Origin of the sequence: Aeoliella sp., from assembly GCF_965227375.1 — a bacterium.
In the GTDB taxonomy this organism is placed as follows: domain Bacteria; phylum Planctomycetota; class Planctomycetia; order Pirellulales; family Lacipirellulaceae; genus Aeoliella.
In genome coordinates this window covers 1,194,211-1,210,461 of the sequence record NZ_CBDDFX010000001.1, presented here as the reverse complement: position 1 = coordinate 1,210,461, position 16,251 = coordinate 1,194,211, and the positions used below count along the sequence as shown (strand labels likewise).

At 61.0% G+C, this 16,251-nt stretch carries 9 protein-coding genes; 3 read left to right on the top strand and 6 right to left on the bottom strand.

Annotated features, from left to right (window positions below; translation table 11 throughout):
• Nucleotides 1-45: 45 nt before the first annotated feature.
• Entirely contained in the window at nucleotides 46-1,521 is a 1,476-nt protein-coding gene (locus ACQK2L_RS05025; protein WP_425395834.1) for a trypsin-like peptidase domain-containing protein, read from the bottom strand.
• Between the two features lie 426 nt (nucleotides 1,522-1,947).
• On the opposite strand from ACQK2L_RS05025, the gene metG reads away from it, so the two are divergent.
• Nucleotides 1,948-4,023: a methionine--tRNA ligase gene (gene metG / locus ACQK2L_RS05020; protein WP_425395833.1), complete on the top strand. Its 2,076-nt coding sequence runs from the start codon at nucleotides 1,948-1,950 to the stop codon at nucleotides 4,021-4,023.
• A gap of 61 nt (nucleotides 4,024-4,084) precedes the next feature.
• On the opposite strand, the gene ACQK2L_RS05015 is transcribed toward metG, so the two are convergent.
• On the bottom strand, nucleotides 4,085-5,251 hold the full coding sequence (locus ACQK2L_RS05015) for a substrate-binding domain-containing protein (protein ID WP_425395832.1): 1,167 nt from the start codon (nucleotides 5,249-5,251) through the stop codon (nucleotides 4,085-4,087).
• Between the two features lie 270 nt (nucleotides 5,252-5,521).
• Between ACQK2L_RS05015 and ACQK2L_RS05010 the strand changes: the two genes are divergently transcribed.
• Nucleotides 5,522-6,445 carry a sugar phosphate isomerase/epimerase family protein gene (locus tag ACQK2L_RS05010; RefSeq protein ID WP_425395831.1) on the top strand — a complete coding sequence of 308 codons (924 nt, stop codon included), beginning with the start codon at nucleotides 5,522-5,524 and terminating at the stop codon, nucleotides 6,443-6,445.
• A gap of 72 nt (nucleotides 6,446-6,517) precedes the next feature.
• Nucleotides 6,518-9,394: a serine hydrolase gene (locus tag ACQK2L_RS05005; protein ID WP_425395830.1), complete on the top strand. Its 2,877-nt coding sequence runs from the start codon at nucleotides 6,518-6,520 to the stop codon at nucleotides 9,392-9,394.
• A gap of 7 nt (nucleotides 9,395-9,401) precedes the next feature.
• On the opposite strand, the gene ACQK2L_RS05000 is transcribed toward ACQK2L_RS05005, so the two are convergent.
• The 4 genes from ACQK2L_RS05000 to ACQK2L_RS04985 all read right to left on the bottom strand — a co-directional run bounded on the left by ACQK2L_RS05000 (nucleotide 9,402) and on the right by ACQK2L_RS04985 (nucleotide 16,176).
• Nucleotides 9,402-10,787 (bottom strand): sigma-54-dependent transcriptional regulator, encoded by a 1,386-nt coding sequence (locus ACQK2L_RS05000; RefSeq protein WP_425395829.1) that lies wholly within the window; start codon nucleotides 10,785-10,787, stop codon nucleotides 9,402-9,404.
• A 260-nt stretch (nucleotides 10,788-11,047) separates the two neighbouring features.
• Nucleotides 11,048-12,169 carry a serine hydrolase domain-containing protein gene (locus ACQK2L_RS04995; RefSeq protein WP_425395828.1) on the bottom strand — a complete coding sequence of 374 codons (1,122 nt, stop codon included), beginning with the start codon at nucleotides 12,167-12,169 and terminating at the stop codon, nucleotides 11,048-11,050.
• Nucleotides 12,170-12,278: 109 nt separating this feature from the next.
• Complete coding sequence (locus tag ACQK2L_RS04990; RefSeq protein ID WP_425395827.1) at nucleotides 12,279-13,721, bottom strand: enolase C-terminal domain-like protein; 1,443 nt, start codon at nucleotides 13,719-13,721, stop codon at nucleotides 12,279-12,281.
• A 211-nt stretch (nucleotides 13,722-13,932) separates the two neighbouring features.
• A complete protein-coding gene (locus tag ACQK2L_RS04985; protein ID WP_425395826.1) occupies nucleotides 13,933-16,176 on the bottom strand; it encodes a glycoside hydrolase family 2 protein in 2,244 nt (747 codons plus the stop codon).
• Nucleotides 16,177-16,251: the final 75 nt, after the last annotated feature.

The following is a 16,251-nucleotide window of genomic DNA, read 5'->3' as shown; positions in this document are numbered from 1 at the left end:
CTGTTTCGGATGGCGCGATTGTGGCAATTGCGCGACGCGCTGTGGCTATTGTGCGAGGTTGCCAAGTCTTTCGGCAAACTGCGGTGAGACACGGTCGAGCTGCAGCACGATGCTCTTGCCGCCCGGTTCCCGCGGTCGCACGATCACGGTGACTTCGGACTCGACGCCTCGCCGGGCGATTTCCTGTAGCGCAGCTCGCTCTTGGCTGGAAAAATCCTGCGACATCGGCTGCGGCGGCTGGGGCTGTGCCAAGGGCGCCATGGACGTGGGGGGCGCTGGGGCCATCGGGGCATTGGGCTGCGGAGCGGGAAACGCCTGGGTGTTGTCGTTGTCGCCAGGGCTTTGGAAGCGATACAGGGGATCGATCGAGGTGCCAGGAGCAGGGGTCGTGCGACTGTTATCGGCTATCAAATGGGTGTCCGGCCCCGAGCGGTAAACTCGCTGCAGGCCGATCGCGTCGAGACCGACGTGTACCGATGCCAGTCCCGAGTAGAGTCCTTCGTTACCCTCGTTGTCCGCGGCGAAGCAAACACCAACCAGTTCACCACGGCTGTTGAACAGTCCACCACCACTGCGACCCTGTACCGGCGCGCCGGAGGTTTCGATGTTCGGCGGACCGTTGTAGCGATTGATGTCCGTCACGCGCGAATTTCGCACGGTGGGATCCGCACCGCGATCGCACCCGACGCTCCACACGCGGTCGTGCACTTGCTCGACAAAGCTGCCGGCAACCGGAGCCACCTTGGCTGGTTGGGTTGGACGGAACGCCACCAGGGCGACGTCTCGGTCCAGGTCGCAATACAACAGCTGCGCGACCGTACGATCTTTCACTACCACGCCCGACGGCGTAGCGGTGAATTGTTCGATAATGATTTGCGACTTGAAATCCTCCGGCGACACTTGCTGCTGATTGGAGTCGCCGCGGAACAAGTGGCCGCAGGTCACGATCAGTGCGTCCTGCTTGAAGGTGTCGATAATGGTTCCGGTACCGTACGACTTGCCGGTGGCGTCTTCGACCGTGATGCGAACGCTCGACTCCAACAGCTTCGCGGCCAATTGGTCGGTGGAGGGAACCTCGTCGGGACGAGGCTGGGCGGAGTTCGCGCGGCTATCGACGCCAGGCAGGGCCGGCGCGGGTGTGGAGGATTCCTGCGCCCAGCCGGGATGGGCGTTCTTGCTGGGCTTCACACCTGCAGCGGCGAACATCCGCTGAATACTGCTGCGGTTGCCTCCCGGTTGGCGAGACAGTTCCCGCCCGTTATCCATCATGATCAGGCAGGGAATCTTCGGTACGTTGTATTTGGCAGCCATCGCCGGATGCTGCGAAACGTCGATGTGACGAACCGGATAGCCTTCGTTCTCCAGCGTGGCGATCGTTGGCTTGAGCGCCTGGCAGGGGGGACAGAAGGGACTGGAGAACACCCACAACTCTGTCTTGGCGCCGGCGACTGCCGACAGGGCGAATGTCGCAGTGACCAGAGCCGCGACCAACCAGGTGTGGGAGAACTTTCGTCGTGCCATTCGATTCCCTCCTTGGAATCCGTGTTGCTACCGCCCACCCCGCTATGCTCGCTCCATCCTGGAGCGTGCCGGGCATCCGCTTCCTGCGGACCGCCGACCAACTGCACAGCAGTGTGACATCGAGTTCTTTGCCGCCGAAGCGCGGTTGGCTCCTCGGCTGGGGGCGGCAATGTCGCGGACTTTAACAAAAGTGGCAAGATCAGTCTGATTCGAGCAGTGCTAGCAACACTGCCCCTGAGGGCTCCTGTGGCCCTGGCGAACCACTTTCGCAGGGGCTTGTCTATTGGGACGGTAATTTCCGAAGGCCTCGTTTTTTCGGCAATTCGTGTCCCCACAAGGCCTGCCTCGTCGATTGTCGCTTAGCGGGTTACAATCCACACGCTAGCTTGTTTTCGCTCCACACGTACCTCGATCCTTGCCCGTTTCATGCGTCGAATCCTCGTCACATCCGCCCTGCCGTACGCCAATGGGCCGATTCACATCGGTCACCTGGTGGAGTATTTGCAGACCGACATCTGGGTCCGGTTTCAGAAGCTCCGCGGCAACAACTGCCGATACTTCTGCGCCGACGACACGCACGGCACAGCCATCATGATCTCGGCCAAAAAGGCCGGCGTCAGCGAGGAAGAGTTCATTGCCAAGGTCAACGAAGAACACCAGCAAGACTTCGCCAACTTTAACATCGAGTTCGACAACTACGGCAGTACCCACAGCCCGGAGAATCGCGAGCTGTGCGAGGAGATCTGGTCGGCTATCACCAAGGCAGACCTGCTTACCCAGCGGGACGTGGAGCAACCCTACGATCCGGTGGAAGAGACGTTTCTCGCCGATCGCCTGGTACGCGGAACGTGTCCCAACTGTAAGGCGCCCGAGCAGTATGGCGATCATTGCGAGAAGTGCTTGACGAACTACCAACCCACGGAGTTGATTGACGCCAAGAGCGCACTTTCGGGGGTAGCCCCCGAACTGCGCACCGCGCCGCATAAATTCGTGCAACTCGAGAAGCTTCGCCCGTTCCTGGAAGACTGGGTCGACAACGGCGGCGCCCTGCAGGACGAGATCGCCAACTATCTAAAGGGGCACTTCCTGTACGCCAAGAACGATGATGGCGTAATTCAGCCGCTGCGCGACTGGGACGTAACCCGGCCACACAAGTACTTTGGTTTCGAGATTCCAGGTTTTGAGAAGAACTACTGGTACGTGTGGTTCGACGCTCCCATCGGCTACATTGCGTCGACGAAGCAGTGGTGCGACCGCGAAGGCGAGAAGTTCGACGACTGGTGGCGGTCCGCCGATTGCGAAGTGCATCACTTCATCGGCAAGGACATCACCTACTTCCACACCCTGTTCTGGCCCGGCATGCTCAAGACGGCTGGGTTTTCGCTGCCGACCAAGGTGCATATCCACGGTTTTCTGACCGTCGACGGCGAGAAGATGAGCAAGAGCAAGGGTACGTTCATCGCTGCGCAGACCTACCTCAAGCACTTGGATCCGGCGTACCTGCGCTACTTCTACGCTTCGAAGCTTTCCAGCAAGGTCGACGACCTCGACCTGTCGGTCAGCGAGTTCATCGCCAAGGTAAACACCGACCTGGTGGGCAAGGTGGTGAACCTGGCCAGCCGCAGCGCGAAATTTGTTGCAGCAACTGGATTATCCCAAAAGTACCCCGACGACGGAGGTTTGTTCAAAGCCGCCGCCGCGGCCGGCGACGAGATTGCCGAAGCGTACGAGGCGTGCGACTACAGTAAGGCGATGAGGCTGATCATGGCGCTTGCCGATCGGGCGAATCCGTACGTCGAGGAAAACAAGCCCTGGGAGCTACGCAAAGACGAGTCGCAAGCCCAACGCCTGCAGGACATCTGCACGGTGGCGCTCAACTTGTTCCGTCAGATCGTCGTTTACTTGGCTCCTGTTTTGCCGAAGCTGGCCGAGCAGACCGGCGAGCTGCTCAGCGATCCGATCACTAGCTGGGACCAAGCGCAAACGCCGCTGGTGGGCACCCAGGTCAACAAGTTCCAACATATGCTCAAACGCGTCGAGGAGACGAAGGTTCACGCCATGATTGAAGAATCCAAAAAAGAGTCCGCCGACAACGCCGCCTCGGAGGCCGAGGCTGCGGCCACTGACAAGTGGAACGACCCAGGCGATTCGCTCGAAGCGGAGCCGCTGGCCGATGAGTGTACGTTCGACGACTTTCTAAAGGTCGACCTGCGTGTGGCCCGCGTTGTTGAAGCCGAGCAGGTGCCTGAAGCGAGGAAGCTCTTGCGGTTGAAGCTCTCGTTGGGTGGCGGTGTGTACAAGCAGGTGTTCGCCGGCATCAAGGCGGCTTACGACCCCGAGAAGCTGATCGGCCGCATGGTGGTGTGCGTGGCGAATCTCGCACCCCGGCAAATGAAGTTTGGCCTGTCCGAAGGCATGGTCGTGGCCAGCGGCCCCGGCGGTGAGGAAGTGTTCGTGCTCTCCCCCGACGAAGGCGCGAAGGTCGGCCAACGCGTGCATTGATTGGCAAAGTCCCCCACCCGACCCTCCCCCTGAGGGGGAGGGTCGGGTGGGGGGCTTTCCTCTATTCGTCCCGGAACCGTCGGCGATACTCGGTGGCGGTTACCCCGTGGTGCTTGCGGAACACTTCGCAGAAGTACTTTGCTTCGGCGAAGCCGGCGCGTTCGGCGATGGTGGAGATAGCATACTCGGTTTCAGTGAGCAGCAGTCGCGCGCGGCTGAGTTTGACGCGCGTGATCTCCGCTTTGATGGTGCGGCCCAGTGTCTTCTTGAATCGCCGTTCGAGCGTGCTGGGTGCTTTGGCCGCGCGGGCGACTACCTGGCTCGCTCGGATGCCTTCGGTGGCGTGTTCCCGAATGTAGCGGATGGCGTCGGCCACGTCGGCGTCGTCGATCGCTAGCATCTCGGTCGAGCGTCGCGCGGCAATACCACGTGGCGGGCCGAGGAACGTTCGCATCTGGGCGGGCTGCTCTCCTCGCATGAGTCGACCCAGTAGCTCGGCCGCGGCGAAGCCAATGCGACTGGGATTCACGTCGATGCTCGACATCGGAGGCGTGCAGAGGTTGCACAGATGGGGATCGTTGTCCACGCTGATCACCGCCACTTCGTCCGGTACCGATAGATCCGCTCGACGACATGCATCGAGTACCTGTTGTCCGCGGTCGTCGTGACAAGTCATGATGCCCACCGGCTTGGGCAATTGCTCGAGCCAGGCAGCGATCTCCTGCTGCTGGTCTTCCCAGGTGTGCGCGCGCTGCTTTTGCTGTTCACCGAGCCAGGTGCTGCAAGATTGTCCGTCCTGTTCGACCAGTTTGACGAAGTAGTCGCAACGAAAGTCCTGATTAGGGTTCTCGCCGCGCGGCGTGCCGCAGAACGCAAAGTGGCGGAGGCCCAGGTTGCGCATGTGCTCGTACGCCAGCTCGGCCACCTGCCGGTTGTCGACGCCAATGAAAGGAATGTTCAAATCGGACAGCGCGCCGCGAACATCCACCGCAGGTATACCCGTAGCAAGAATGGTGTCGGCCGTGCTCTGGCTGTTGATGCGTGCCAGGATGCCATCGCCCTTCCACTCGGTCAGCCATTCAGGGGGGGCATCGTCCAAGCCGTGCGGCTCGAAGTAAATGGACCACGGACCGTGTTCCTGCTGGTAGCGGGCGACTCCGCGCAGCAGGCCCCTGGCGTATTCACGTGAGGTTTCAATCAGCAGGGCGACGTGCGGCACTTTCGACATGGTCTCGTTCCAATACCCGATTCAGGTTTTTGCTCTCGGTTCCCCGTAAACTCAAGCACACAAATCACCACTTTTAAACCCATGATACCAAAAAAACATCGATTGTATAGCTTTTTTGGCATTCAATTCCGTCAATGCGGATCGACCGCTACTAGTAATGTCAAGAAAATAGAATTTGTGCTGAAAAAACGCAGCCTGACTGCGCATTCTTCCGTCGCCGGGGGCTAACCGGCAATCTAGGCTAAGAGTTCTCTCGAAGGAATTTTCCCAATGTCGCCATCGTCCCCAAATACTCCCAAACTTCCGAAAATTGACCGCCGCCAATGGTTCGCCGGGGCCGCGGCTGGTTCGATGGCCGCGCTCGCACCCGTCCAGCTTGGCTGGGCGGCGGAGACCGCCCCCTCGAAGCCGCCCATTTGTGCGTTCATCAAGTTCGTTCAGTCGCTCAGCTACGACGACCTGGCCGAGCAGATTGCGGCCATTGGTTTCGACGGCATCGAGTCTACGGTGCGCAAAGGCGGGCATGTCGATCCGAAACGTGTGGACGAGCAGCTTCCCAAGTTGGTCGAAGCGCTCAGCAAGACCGGCATCGATGTGACCATCATGACCACCGGTGTGGTGGGCGTCGACGGACAGCACTCCGAGCGCGTGCTCCGCACGGCCGCCGGCCTCGGTATCACCAAGTACCGCATGGGGTACTACAAGTACGACCTGAAGAAGGACGTTATCCAACAACTGGACGAGATCCGCCCCCGTCTGAAGGAACTGGCCGCGCTGAATCGCGAGCTGGGCATGACGGCCGTTTATCAGAATCACTCGGGCGGGAGTATCGTCGGTGCGCCGATTTGGGATCTCCGCTACCTGCTGGAAGGGATCGATCCGCAGGATGTCGGCATCGCCTTCGACATTCGCCACGCCGCGGTCGAAGGCGGCCTGTCGTGGCCCGTGCAGTACAACATGATGAAGCCCTACCTCGGCGCCGTGTATGTGAAAGACTTCGACTGGAAAGGCGCCAAGGCCGCGCACGTGGCGTTGGGCAAAGGTCGCGTCGATCCCAAGTTCTTCAAGATGCATCAGGCGTCGGGCATCGAGTGTCCGTACTCGCTACACGTCGAGTATCTGGGTCACGCCGGCGCGAAAGAGAACATGCAAGCCCTGGCCAAGGACTTCCAACAACTGAAGAAATGGCTTTAGCCACACCCCTCCGGCATCGCGGAAGCTCTCGACTTCGGATGCCTACTGTCCCACCTTCCCCTGCGGAGCACCATGCTTGACCACACCTTCCCCCGCCTGCGATTTGTTCCCACGTTGCTCGTCGTTTGTGCCGCAATGATCTTGCTTAGTCCAAGCGTTCAGGCGGAGAAGAAGTACGACGTGCTGATTCAATCGGGGCGTGTGGTCGACGGGACGGGCGCGCCGTGGTACATCGCCGATGTAGGCGTGCGCGACGGCAAGATCGTGGCCATCGGTCGGCTCGATGCCAAGGACGCCGAGAAGACGATCGACGCGACTGATTCGATCGTCGCGCCGGGGTTCATCGACATGATGGGCCAAACGGCGACGCCGATGCTCGAGGATCGCCGCACGGCGGAAAACTTGCTGCGACAAGGCATCACCACGATCAACGCGGGCGAAGGCTCCAGCGAGGCCCCGCTGCCCGACGATCGGGCGGCGATGGTGGGCTGGCAGAACATGGCCGAGTACTTCCAACTGCTCGACCTGGGTGGCTTGCCGGTGAACGTGGTGCAGACGGTGGGCCACACGCAGATTCGCCGCCTGGTCGTGGGCGACGTCGACCGTCGACCCACCGATGAAGAACTCGAACAGATGAAACAGCACGTGCGCGAGGCGATGGAAGCCGGTGCGATCGGCGTATCGACGGCGCTCATCTATCCTCCAGCGGTCTACGCCAAGACCGATGAAATCGCCGCGCTCTGCTCTGTGGCCGGTGAGTACGGCGGGCGGTACTACACCCACATGCGCAACGAGGGCGACCAACTACTCGAAGCGATAGACGAGGCGCTGGAGATCGGCGAGAAGGCTGGCACGCCGGTGCACATCTATCATCTGAAGGCCGCGGGCAAGCAGAATTGGGGCAAAATGCAACTCGCCTTGGCCAAGATCAAAGAAGCCCGCGCCGAAGGCCGCCAGGTGGCGGCCGATATTTACCCCTATGAGTTCAATGGCCTGGGCCTCGAAGCGTTGATTCACCCGCGCCACTTTACGCAGGGATCGGGCAAGCTGTTCCGACAGTTGGACGACGAGCAATTGCGGGCGGAGATTCGCAAGGAGATGGAAGAGACCGACGGTTGGGAGAACTGGTATCGCCACGCGGGGAGCGATTGGAATCGCGTGATGATCGGCAACTCCAACAGCAAACGGTACGCGAAGTGGCACGGCAAGAGCATCGCCGAGATCGCCAAAGCGGCCGGCGAAGATCCTTGGGATACGTTCTTCAACCTCGTGCCCGAAAGTGCGTTCGCCCTGCCGATCACCATGTCGGAGGCGAACATCATCCTGGCGATGCAAGAGCCGTTCGTGTCGTTCTGCACCGACGTCGGCCCTGCTTCGCAATCGCGAAGCGTCTCGCACCCGCGCTCGCACGGTGCGTTCCCCAGGATGTTGTCGCACTTCGTTCGTGATCTGGGAGTGATTTCAGTGGAGCGGGCCGTCGCGCAAGCCACTGCGGTGGCCACGAACGAGGTGCTGCTGCACGACCGAGGTCGCATTGCCGAGGGGCTGGCCGCCGACTTGATCGTGTTCGACTTGGACCTGGTGGAAGAGACCGCCACGCCTGCTAACCCGCGGAGCATGCCCAAAGGGATGAAACACGTGCTGGTGAACGGCAAGTTGGTACTCGAAAATGGCGAGATGACGCGGCGCCGACCAGGGTACGTGTTGCGTGGACCAGGGTACGACCGCGACAAGGCGCCTTACACCATGACGACCGGCGAGCGCGACGATAGCTACGCTTCGGTCGACGCGGCGATGCAGAAATTCCTGGCCGAAGTGCGTTCGCCCGGCGCGACGCTGGCCATCACGGAGAATGGCCGTTTGGTTTACGCACGAGGATTTGGTTACTCCGATATCGGCAACCGCGAGCAGGCGGTGCCCACGAATTTGTATCGCATCGCCAGCATCAGCAAGCCGATCACCGCGGTCGCCACGATGCAGCTTGTGGACGAAGGCAAGCTGGACCTCGACACGCCGGTGTTCTCGATCCTTACCGAGTACGAGCCCCATTTGGAAGACGGCGCGGAGGTCGACGAGCGACAACAAGAGATCACCATTCGCCACTTGCTGCAGCACCGTGGCGGGTGGGACCGCGATGTTTCGTTCGACGGGATGTTCCAGTCGGTTCGTTTCGCTCGGGCGCTCGGTGCTCCTTCGCCGGCGGGGCACGATGAGATCATTCAGGCGATGTCGGGCTTGCCGCTCGACTTCGCACCTGGCGAGCGTTACGCCTACTCCAACTACGGTTACTGTTTGCTCGGTCGCGTGATCGAAAAGCTAACCGGCATGCCGTACGACGAGTACGTCCGCAAGCACGTGCTCGCACCGGTCGGAGTGAACGACATGGTGATCGGAGCGACGCATCTCGATGGTCGCAAGCAGGGCGAGGTGCGTTACTACTCGCCCACCGTCGCCCGTTCGGTGTACGCCGAGAACCTCCACCAGCGCGTGCCGGCGCCGTATGGAGCGTGGTTCCTGGAGTCGATGGATTCGCACGGCGGGTGGATCGCTTCGTCGATCGATCTGGTGCGTTTCGCCGACGCGTTGAACGACCCGGAGGACTGCCCCCCCCTCAAGCCGGAATCGGTTACCGCGATGCTGGAGCGTCCCGACGGATTGGCAGGCTACGACAAGAACGGCAAGCCACTCGACACGTACTATGGCCTCGGGTGGCAGATTGTCTGCGACGAAGACGGCAAGCCGCTCTACCAACAGCACGGCGGCTCGCTGGCCGGCACGAACACCAAGCTGGTGCGGCGGGCGGATGGTCGTAACTTTGCGGTGTTGTTCAACTCGCGAAAGACGGCCACGAGCGCGAACCTGGTGAACGACGCTACCGATGTCCTAAACGCTGCGATCGACCAGGTGCCGCTGGGCGCCGATACCGACCTGTACGAGAAGTTCGATTGAGTGGTGCTCAACCCGTTCCGTCGGGCAGTTGGATGAAGCCGTACTTGTGCAGCTTCTTGTAGAGCGTCACGCGGCTGATGCCGAGTTCGGCGGCGGTCTTGGAACGGTTGTTGCCGTTCTTCGCAAGCGCCTGCGAGATGGCCAGCATCTCGGCGTTCTGGCGCGAGGACTCGAGGTTGGTGCCGACTCGCTTCTTGCGCGCGGTCCGCGGCAACGAAAGCGACTTGGCCACCACCGCCGGCAGATTCTCCAGCAGGATCGTTCCGTTGTTGCTCAACGCCACCGCCCGTTCGACAACGTTCCGCAACTCGCGAAGATTCGAGGGCCAGCCGTAGGCGACGATCGCCCGCATGGCGAGCTGGTCGACTTGGGGTAGCGGACGGCCGTTGCGCGCGCACGCTTGGGCGATGCATTGCTCGACAGCCGGGGCGATCAACTCGCGGTGTTCGGTCAGGCTGGGCAGGTTCAGTTTCACCGCGTTGAGGTGATAGAACAAGTCGTTGCGGAACTGCCCAATGCGGCGCTTCGATTCGAGCCCGCGATGCGAAGTCGCGATAATGCGGGATCGTAGCGGGACCAGCCGTGAGGAATCGTGGAACTGAATGAACCGCTGCTCGATGGTGCCGAGCAGGTATTCTTGCAGCTTCAGCGGCAGCAGGTCGATGTCTTCCAAGAGCAGCGTGCCAGCGCCGGCCGCCTGAAGGCGATTGGCCATGTGATGTTCGACGCCTGGCGAGCTGCCCATCAAATGGCCATGTTGTTCGCTGCCTAAAAGTGTGGGAGACAGCGAGGAGCATTCCACCACTACTAACGGTTCGTCGCTACGAGGCGAACGGGTGTGCAACTCCCGGGCGGCCTGCGTACGGCCGGTGCCGGTTTCGCCGACGACCAGCACGGTAGAATCTTGCGCCGCAAGTAGTTCCATCCGCTGGGCGACGTCGTTCGGCCATCGGACCAGCGGCTCGACGCGTGGCGGTCGCGTTGACGTAGGCTTTGCTGTGGCCGTATTGGGCGTAGGCGAACAGTGGCTCCGCCAGATGAGGAAATCGGTCAGCATCGCCAGTCGCGGGACGTCGAGCGGCCATGTCAGGCAGTCGGCAACGCCTTGCTTCAGCAGCGACGAGGCTTGAGCGGGATGGAAGTCGTCGGTAATCGCGACCACGGCAGGGTGCGCGGGGTGAGTCTGTTTGAACTGCAGCAGCTTCGCGAGCTGGAGTTCCTGCCCCGCGGCGTAGTGGAAGAACACAATCGCCAGCCGATCGTCGGTGGCCGACAACGCTTCGTCGACCGAGGCATGCAAATCCAGGTGGAGTATGCCCAGGTGAGTGACCGCTTTTCGAAGGCACTCCCCTAAAGCCGGATCGGTGCTGATAAGAACAGCAGTAGCTGCCATGTTGCGATTGCTTTCCCCGCTAAGGATGGTGCTGCTTGTGAAATCCAGCGCCGTCCCCCAAATCGCCCAGTTTAACAGAGGAACTGAGTATACCCACATTGCAGATTGCGGCAAGCCACCACGCGCATTTCGTCCGACTGCGGGATGGGACTGCTGACGTAAGTTAGGTGGCAGAAGGGCTTTATGCGACAGCGTTCGTCGTTGCTGGTCGCCGCATCTGGAGCGAAGTACCGCAAGCGAGGGGTTCGCGGAGAATACGGCTATTCAACCGAATCGAGCAACGCTCGGGTCAGAGAGTACAGGTCGGCGTTTTCCAAGTTGCACATCACCACCGCAGAGCTGCCCGTCTCGGGGTCGATCAGCAACTGCGTGGACACACCGCATTGGCCGCCGCTGTGGCCGACGATTTTCTGATTGTCGTAAAGCCGAAATCCAAGGCCGTAGGAGGTTCCTTCGCCGCTGTTGGTTTTCTGCTCGGTCCACATCTGCTGTTTGGTCTCATTGCTCACCAGCGATTCGTCCAGCAACGCGTGCGCGAAGTGAATTAGGTCGGTGGGAGTCGAGAGCATTCCTCCGCCTGGCACCTTCATGCTGGTGTCGTGCATCGCGGCGTTGTAGAGTTCGCCCCGCTCGAAGTTGCGTCGGGCGGCCCATGGCACGTTGTCTTTGCGCTGCATTCGAATGTAACCCGCTGAGCGGTGAGGGATGATCCGAAAGTGGTTGTCCACCTGCGTGTGCTGCATGCCGGCGACTTGGCCAATGTGTTGGCGGAAGTAATCGGCGTACGACTCGCCCGACTGTTGTTCGACAATCGCCCCCAACAGATTGTAGCCAAACGAACTGTACTTGTACTGCGAACCGGGCTTGTGCAAGAGCGGATCGTTGGCAAACGTGCTCAAGGCGGATTGGACATCCGAGAAGTAACGCGTCGACATCGATTCGCGCGACGACTTGTAGTGGCGCACGCCAGCCAGGTGGCCGAGGAGCTGTCGGGTGGTGAAGGTCCAGTCGTCTTTGTGCAGGTTGGGAAAGTAGGTGGCCACCGGCGCGTCGAGGTCGAGCTTGCCTTGTTCGGCAAGTTGCAAGATCGACACGGCGGTGAACATCTTGCAGATCGAAGCGGTGCGGAACACAGTATCGGTGGTGGTTGGCACTTGGTGCTCGACGTTCGCCAGGCCGTAGGCCTTGGTAAGGAGCAGCTTGCCATCGCGCCCGAGCGCCACGGAGACGCCCGGCGCACCTCGCCGCTGGATGAATTGCTCGACCAGGCGATCGGCCTCGGGCGTTGCGGGCGGGTCGTCGGCACCGCGGGAAATGGAGGCTAACGACAGACAGAGCACCAAGCAGGGCAGGCAATGAATCTTCTGCATCGTGTCACTCACGGTTGCGTCGGCTGGGAGGAAGAACGGCGTACGTAACGGCGCTAGGGACGCATTCTACCTGAACAAAGGCGATGCTTGTTGGTGGGGATCCAGCCGCAGTCGTTACCAACTAGGGGCTTTCGAAGCGACAGGCGGGGTCGGGCAGGGTGCGTGCTATCTCGTCGACTCGGTACCCGAAGCCCGCGCCGCTGAGGGTCGAAAGGTCCACGCAGCCGTTTACCCGGCGATACATGCCGGGATGCACCACCGCTTCGATGTCCGAAGCCGCGGGATAGAACTGCATGGCGTTGGTTTCGACTCCTAATAGCGTATGGCAGTTGGCCGCCAACTGCAAATGCGGAATCTGTGCCAGCATGGGATTGGTCAAATCCTGCACCATCAAGCGCATATCGTGCGCACTGGCCCAACAGAGCGAAAGCAGCGCGCCGGTGAGAGTCTTGCAGGTCTTCAGCGCTACGCCGGTCCAGCCGAGCGACTTACCGAGTTTCACCAGTTGCCAGTTGTGCGCGGATTCGTCCATCAACAGCAGCTTGCGCTCGGACACCGGTCGTACGTCGAGCCGGTGGTGCTCCAGATCGTACGGAAACGGTTGTTCGATGTAGAGAACCGAATCGTAGATGGCCCGTTCGTCGCGCTCGAGCCGCTCCAGCACGTCGACAACGTACTGTGGATCGGTCACGGTGCAGTTAAAGTCCGCGGTTAAGCTGATGTCGCCATGCTCGGAGGCCACCTGGCCGACTTGCACCAACCGCTCGTAGTCCCACTCGGCGTCGTTTCCGCGCAGTTTGACCTTCAGCGCCTTAAGACCGTCGCGCTCGATCCACTCCGAAAGCAGTACCGGATAGCCATCTTTGGGTTCATCGCCCGACAGTTCGTCGGGCGTTACCGGATCGAGTCCGCCTACCAGGTGCCAGGCGACCATCGACTGCTCGTCGGGCTTCTTCAAGTAGTCGGCCGGATAGCGGCCGGCGAAGCTCACGTCGGAGCCTTCAGCAGGTGAGAGAAAGCTCGCCAGATCGCTCGCTAGATGCTCGGTGCCTAGCACCTCCCACACCGACGCGTCGCACAACTTGGCGAATGCATCGTACACGGCCAAGTCGAACATCGAACAACACAAGAGTCCCGCGAGCAACGGAATCGCCTCGCCTGCCGGCGAGTTTTTCTGTACCGCTTCCAGTTCGGGCTCGAGAATGTCCTGCTGGAATCGATGCCCGATTTCCAGCGGATGGCCGACCATGTCGTGTTCGACAAATTGTTGAGCCATGCGCTCGCAGAACCGCTGAATCGTTGCCAACCGGCGCTGGTACGGCAGATTCGATGGCCATACCCATTGCACACTCAGCGGCGTTTCTCCCCACCCAACGGCCGTGCGTCCCAGCGTGTCCTCCACGGTAACCCGCGCGCGGGCGCAGATGACCGAGGTGAGTGTTTCGCTGCCAAACTTCAGCGGCACACGTGTTTCAACAGGCAGGTAAAACAACTCGACCGCGACGACGCGCACGTCCGTCGGCTTGGCCGAATGCGTAACGTTGGTGGAGGATAACTGAGACAATTTGTTCCGGTGGGAAGAGGAAAGGCGTACTGGCGAAATCCCAGGAGGGAGCGTTGACACCTTATCCATTAGAGACAGGGCACTACGCGCGCCCAATCCGATAACGCCAACCCGTGTACCGGATTCAAGTATTTTCGCTCGCGAAACGCCGCTGCGGAGGCACCAGCATGGCCCTGCAGCGGGGGACCGAACGACGGATAGGGTCGAAGCACTACGGAGCAAAGTCGACGATGCCAACGTCGATGAACTGTCCACCCAGACTCTGATGGCAGTGCACGGCGATCGTCACAGGGCCTCGCTTCAGCAGGTCGACCACGTCGTCGTCGAGCGGAACATGGACATACTCGGAAGTGTAGGCCACCAGGGAAGCGACTCGTTTGCCTTCAATGTAAATCTCCGCGTCCTCGTCGTGAAAGACTCTTAAAGTCGGAGTGGTGAAGGTTCTGTTCGAGAGATCCACATTGCGACGAATCCAGATGTCGCTGGTGGTCCAACTGGTGCGGGGCTGAACGTTAGGCACTTCGTTGCCCCCAAAACCGCCCTGCCCTGCTCGCCAGCGCGAGTCGTCGAAATCGGACTGCCGCCATCCCTCGCCGGGATCGGTGATGGTGTATCGCCAGGTCTGCGGTTGGCGCTCCGAGGTGGGCACCAGGTCGACCACTTTGGGGGTTGTTGTGTAAAGCAACTCGGTTAACGTCCTGACCGAGTCGGGCAGTTTGCAGACTTCGCGGTCGTAAGTAAGGATGCCGGTTAGTTCGATCTCCACGTCGGAGATTTGGGTATAGACCGCGGCCGCCAGCCCTTTGCCAATGTGGTAGCGAACCTCGGTGAGCAGCTTGCGATAGCGAGCGAGCAACTCTTTCTCGTTCTCCAGCGGCAAGTAGCTCCAGTTCTGCACTTTTCGCCAGGTGTGGCCGGGCACTTCGAGACCCAGGCCGCCGAATTCGCCCAGCACCGGCGCGCGCAGCTCTTCTTTCTCCGGCACCGCGGGACCGGGGTAGCGATGGATGTCGTGCACGTCGCCCATGCCGCGATCGGTCCAGCCGCTGGCGTTGTTCACCAGTCGGGTGGTGTCCCACTCGTAGAGCAACTGGCAAATTCGCACGGTATCCCACTGCCCCCAGCCTTCGTTGTAGGGCACCCACATCACCACCGAGGGATGGTTGTAGAGCGTTTCGACCATCCTCCGCAGTTCGCGCTCGAAGTTGTCGGCCGAGGCCTCGGTGCGCGTGATGTCGGGTTCGCTGCCGCCGATGTAGCGGTCGCCGCTAGGCATGTCCTGCCACACCATCAGGCCAATCTTGTCGCACCAGTAATACCATCGGGCGGGTTCGACCTTCACGTGCTTGCGAATCATGTTGAAGCCGAGTCGCTTGGCGACCTCCAAGTCGTACCGCAGGGCCTCGTCGGTGGGCGCGGTGTAAAGTCCGTCGGGCCACCAACCCTGGTCGAGCACGCCAAACTGAAACAGCGGTTGGCCGTTGAGCGCCAGGCGGTTGTCGCCCTGGTCGTCTTGCATCACGGAGATGTCGCGCAAGCCGAAGTACGACTCGACCTGGTCGTCGCCGTCGGTGGTGACGTGCAAGTCGTAGAGGTGAGGATTGCTGGGGCTCCACAGCACGGGGTCGGGAATCTCGATGGTGACGGTCTCGCCCATCTTGGTGGTGCCGGTGGCGATCTCGCGGTCGCCGTCGCGAACGACGAGCGTCACTTCCTCGTCGCCTGAGCCTTGGGGCGTGATGCTTACCGAGCCCTGTAAGGCGTGCGGCTGGATCTTCAGCTCCTTGAGGTACGACTTCGGCACCTTCTCCAGCCACACCGTTTGCCAGATGCCGGTGACCGAGGTGTACCAAATGCCGTGTGGCCGGCGGAGTTGCTTGCCGCGCGGCTGCGCGCCGCCATCGGTGGGATCCCACACGGCCACGACCAGTTTGTTGTCGCCTTCGACGGCCGCGTCGGTAATGTCGAAGGTAAACGGATCGTACCCGCCCCGATGCTCGCCGACCTTCTCGCCATTCACCCACACTTCGCACAGCCAATCGACGGCGCCGAAATTCAATAGCAATCGCTCGCCGTTTTCCAACGAAGGTCGCGAGAACGTGCGTTGGTACCACAGCACATCGGCGTATCCCACGAACTTCTCGACACCGCTGAGTTGCGACTCAACAGCGAACGGCACCAGAATCTCGCCATCGAACTCTTGTGGCTGTTCGGCATTGTCCGGCCGGATGGCGTACTCCCATCGCCCGTTGAGGTTCCACCACTGGTCACGCCGGAGTTGAGGGCGGGGGTACTCTGGCAGTACGTTTTCGGGGTCGACCTTATCGGCCCAACGCGTGCGGAGCCTGTTATGCGGTTCCACCGCGTAGGTCTCGCACAATGCGGGACCAAGTGCAGCGACCGCCAGCGCAAGTAGCAGCACGCGTCTTGGCGAAATTGGATTGCAGATTTTCATGCTATTGTCGCCCAAGTAAAAGACAGGGGCACCCGGCGCCATGCGCCAGTGGCACCCCTGTCTGCTGCCCTTTGA

Coding starts and splice junctions, on each gene's coding strand:
- ACQK2L_RS04985 (WP_425395826.1), bottom strand. CDS start 16,176: ATGAAAATCTGCAATCCAATTTCGCCAAGACGCGTGCTGCTACTTGCG.
- ACQK2L_RS05025 (WP_425395834.1), bottom strand. CDS start 1,521: ATGGCACGACGAAAGTTCTCCCACACCTGGTTGGTCGCGGCTCTGGTC.
- ACQK2L_RS05000 (WP_425395829.1), bottom strand. CDS start 10,787: ATGGCAGCTACTGCTGTTCTTATCAGCACCGATCCGGCTTTAGGGGAG.
- metG (WP_425395833.1), top strand. CDS start 1,948: ATGCGTCGAATCCTCGTCACATCCGCCCTGCCGTACGCCAATGGGCCG.
- ACQK2L_RS05010 (WP_425395831.1), top strand. CDS start 5,522: ATGTCGCCATCGTCCCCAAATACTCCCAAACTTCCGAAAATTGACCGC.
- ACQK2L_RS05015 (WP_425395832.1), bottom strand. CDS start 5,251: ATGTCGAAAGTGCCGCACGTCGCCCTGCTGATTGAAACCTCACGTGAA.
- ACQK2L_RS05005 (WP_425395830.1), top strand. CDS start 6,518: ATGCTTGACCACACCTTCCCCCGCCTGCGATTTGTTCCCACGTTGCTC.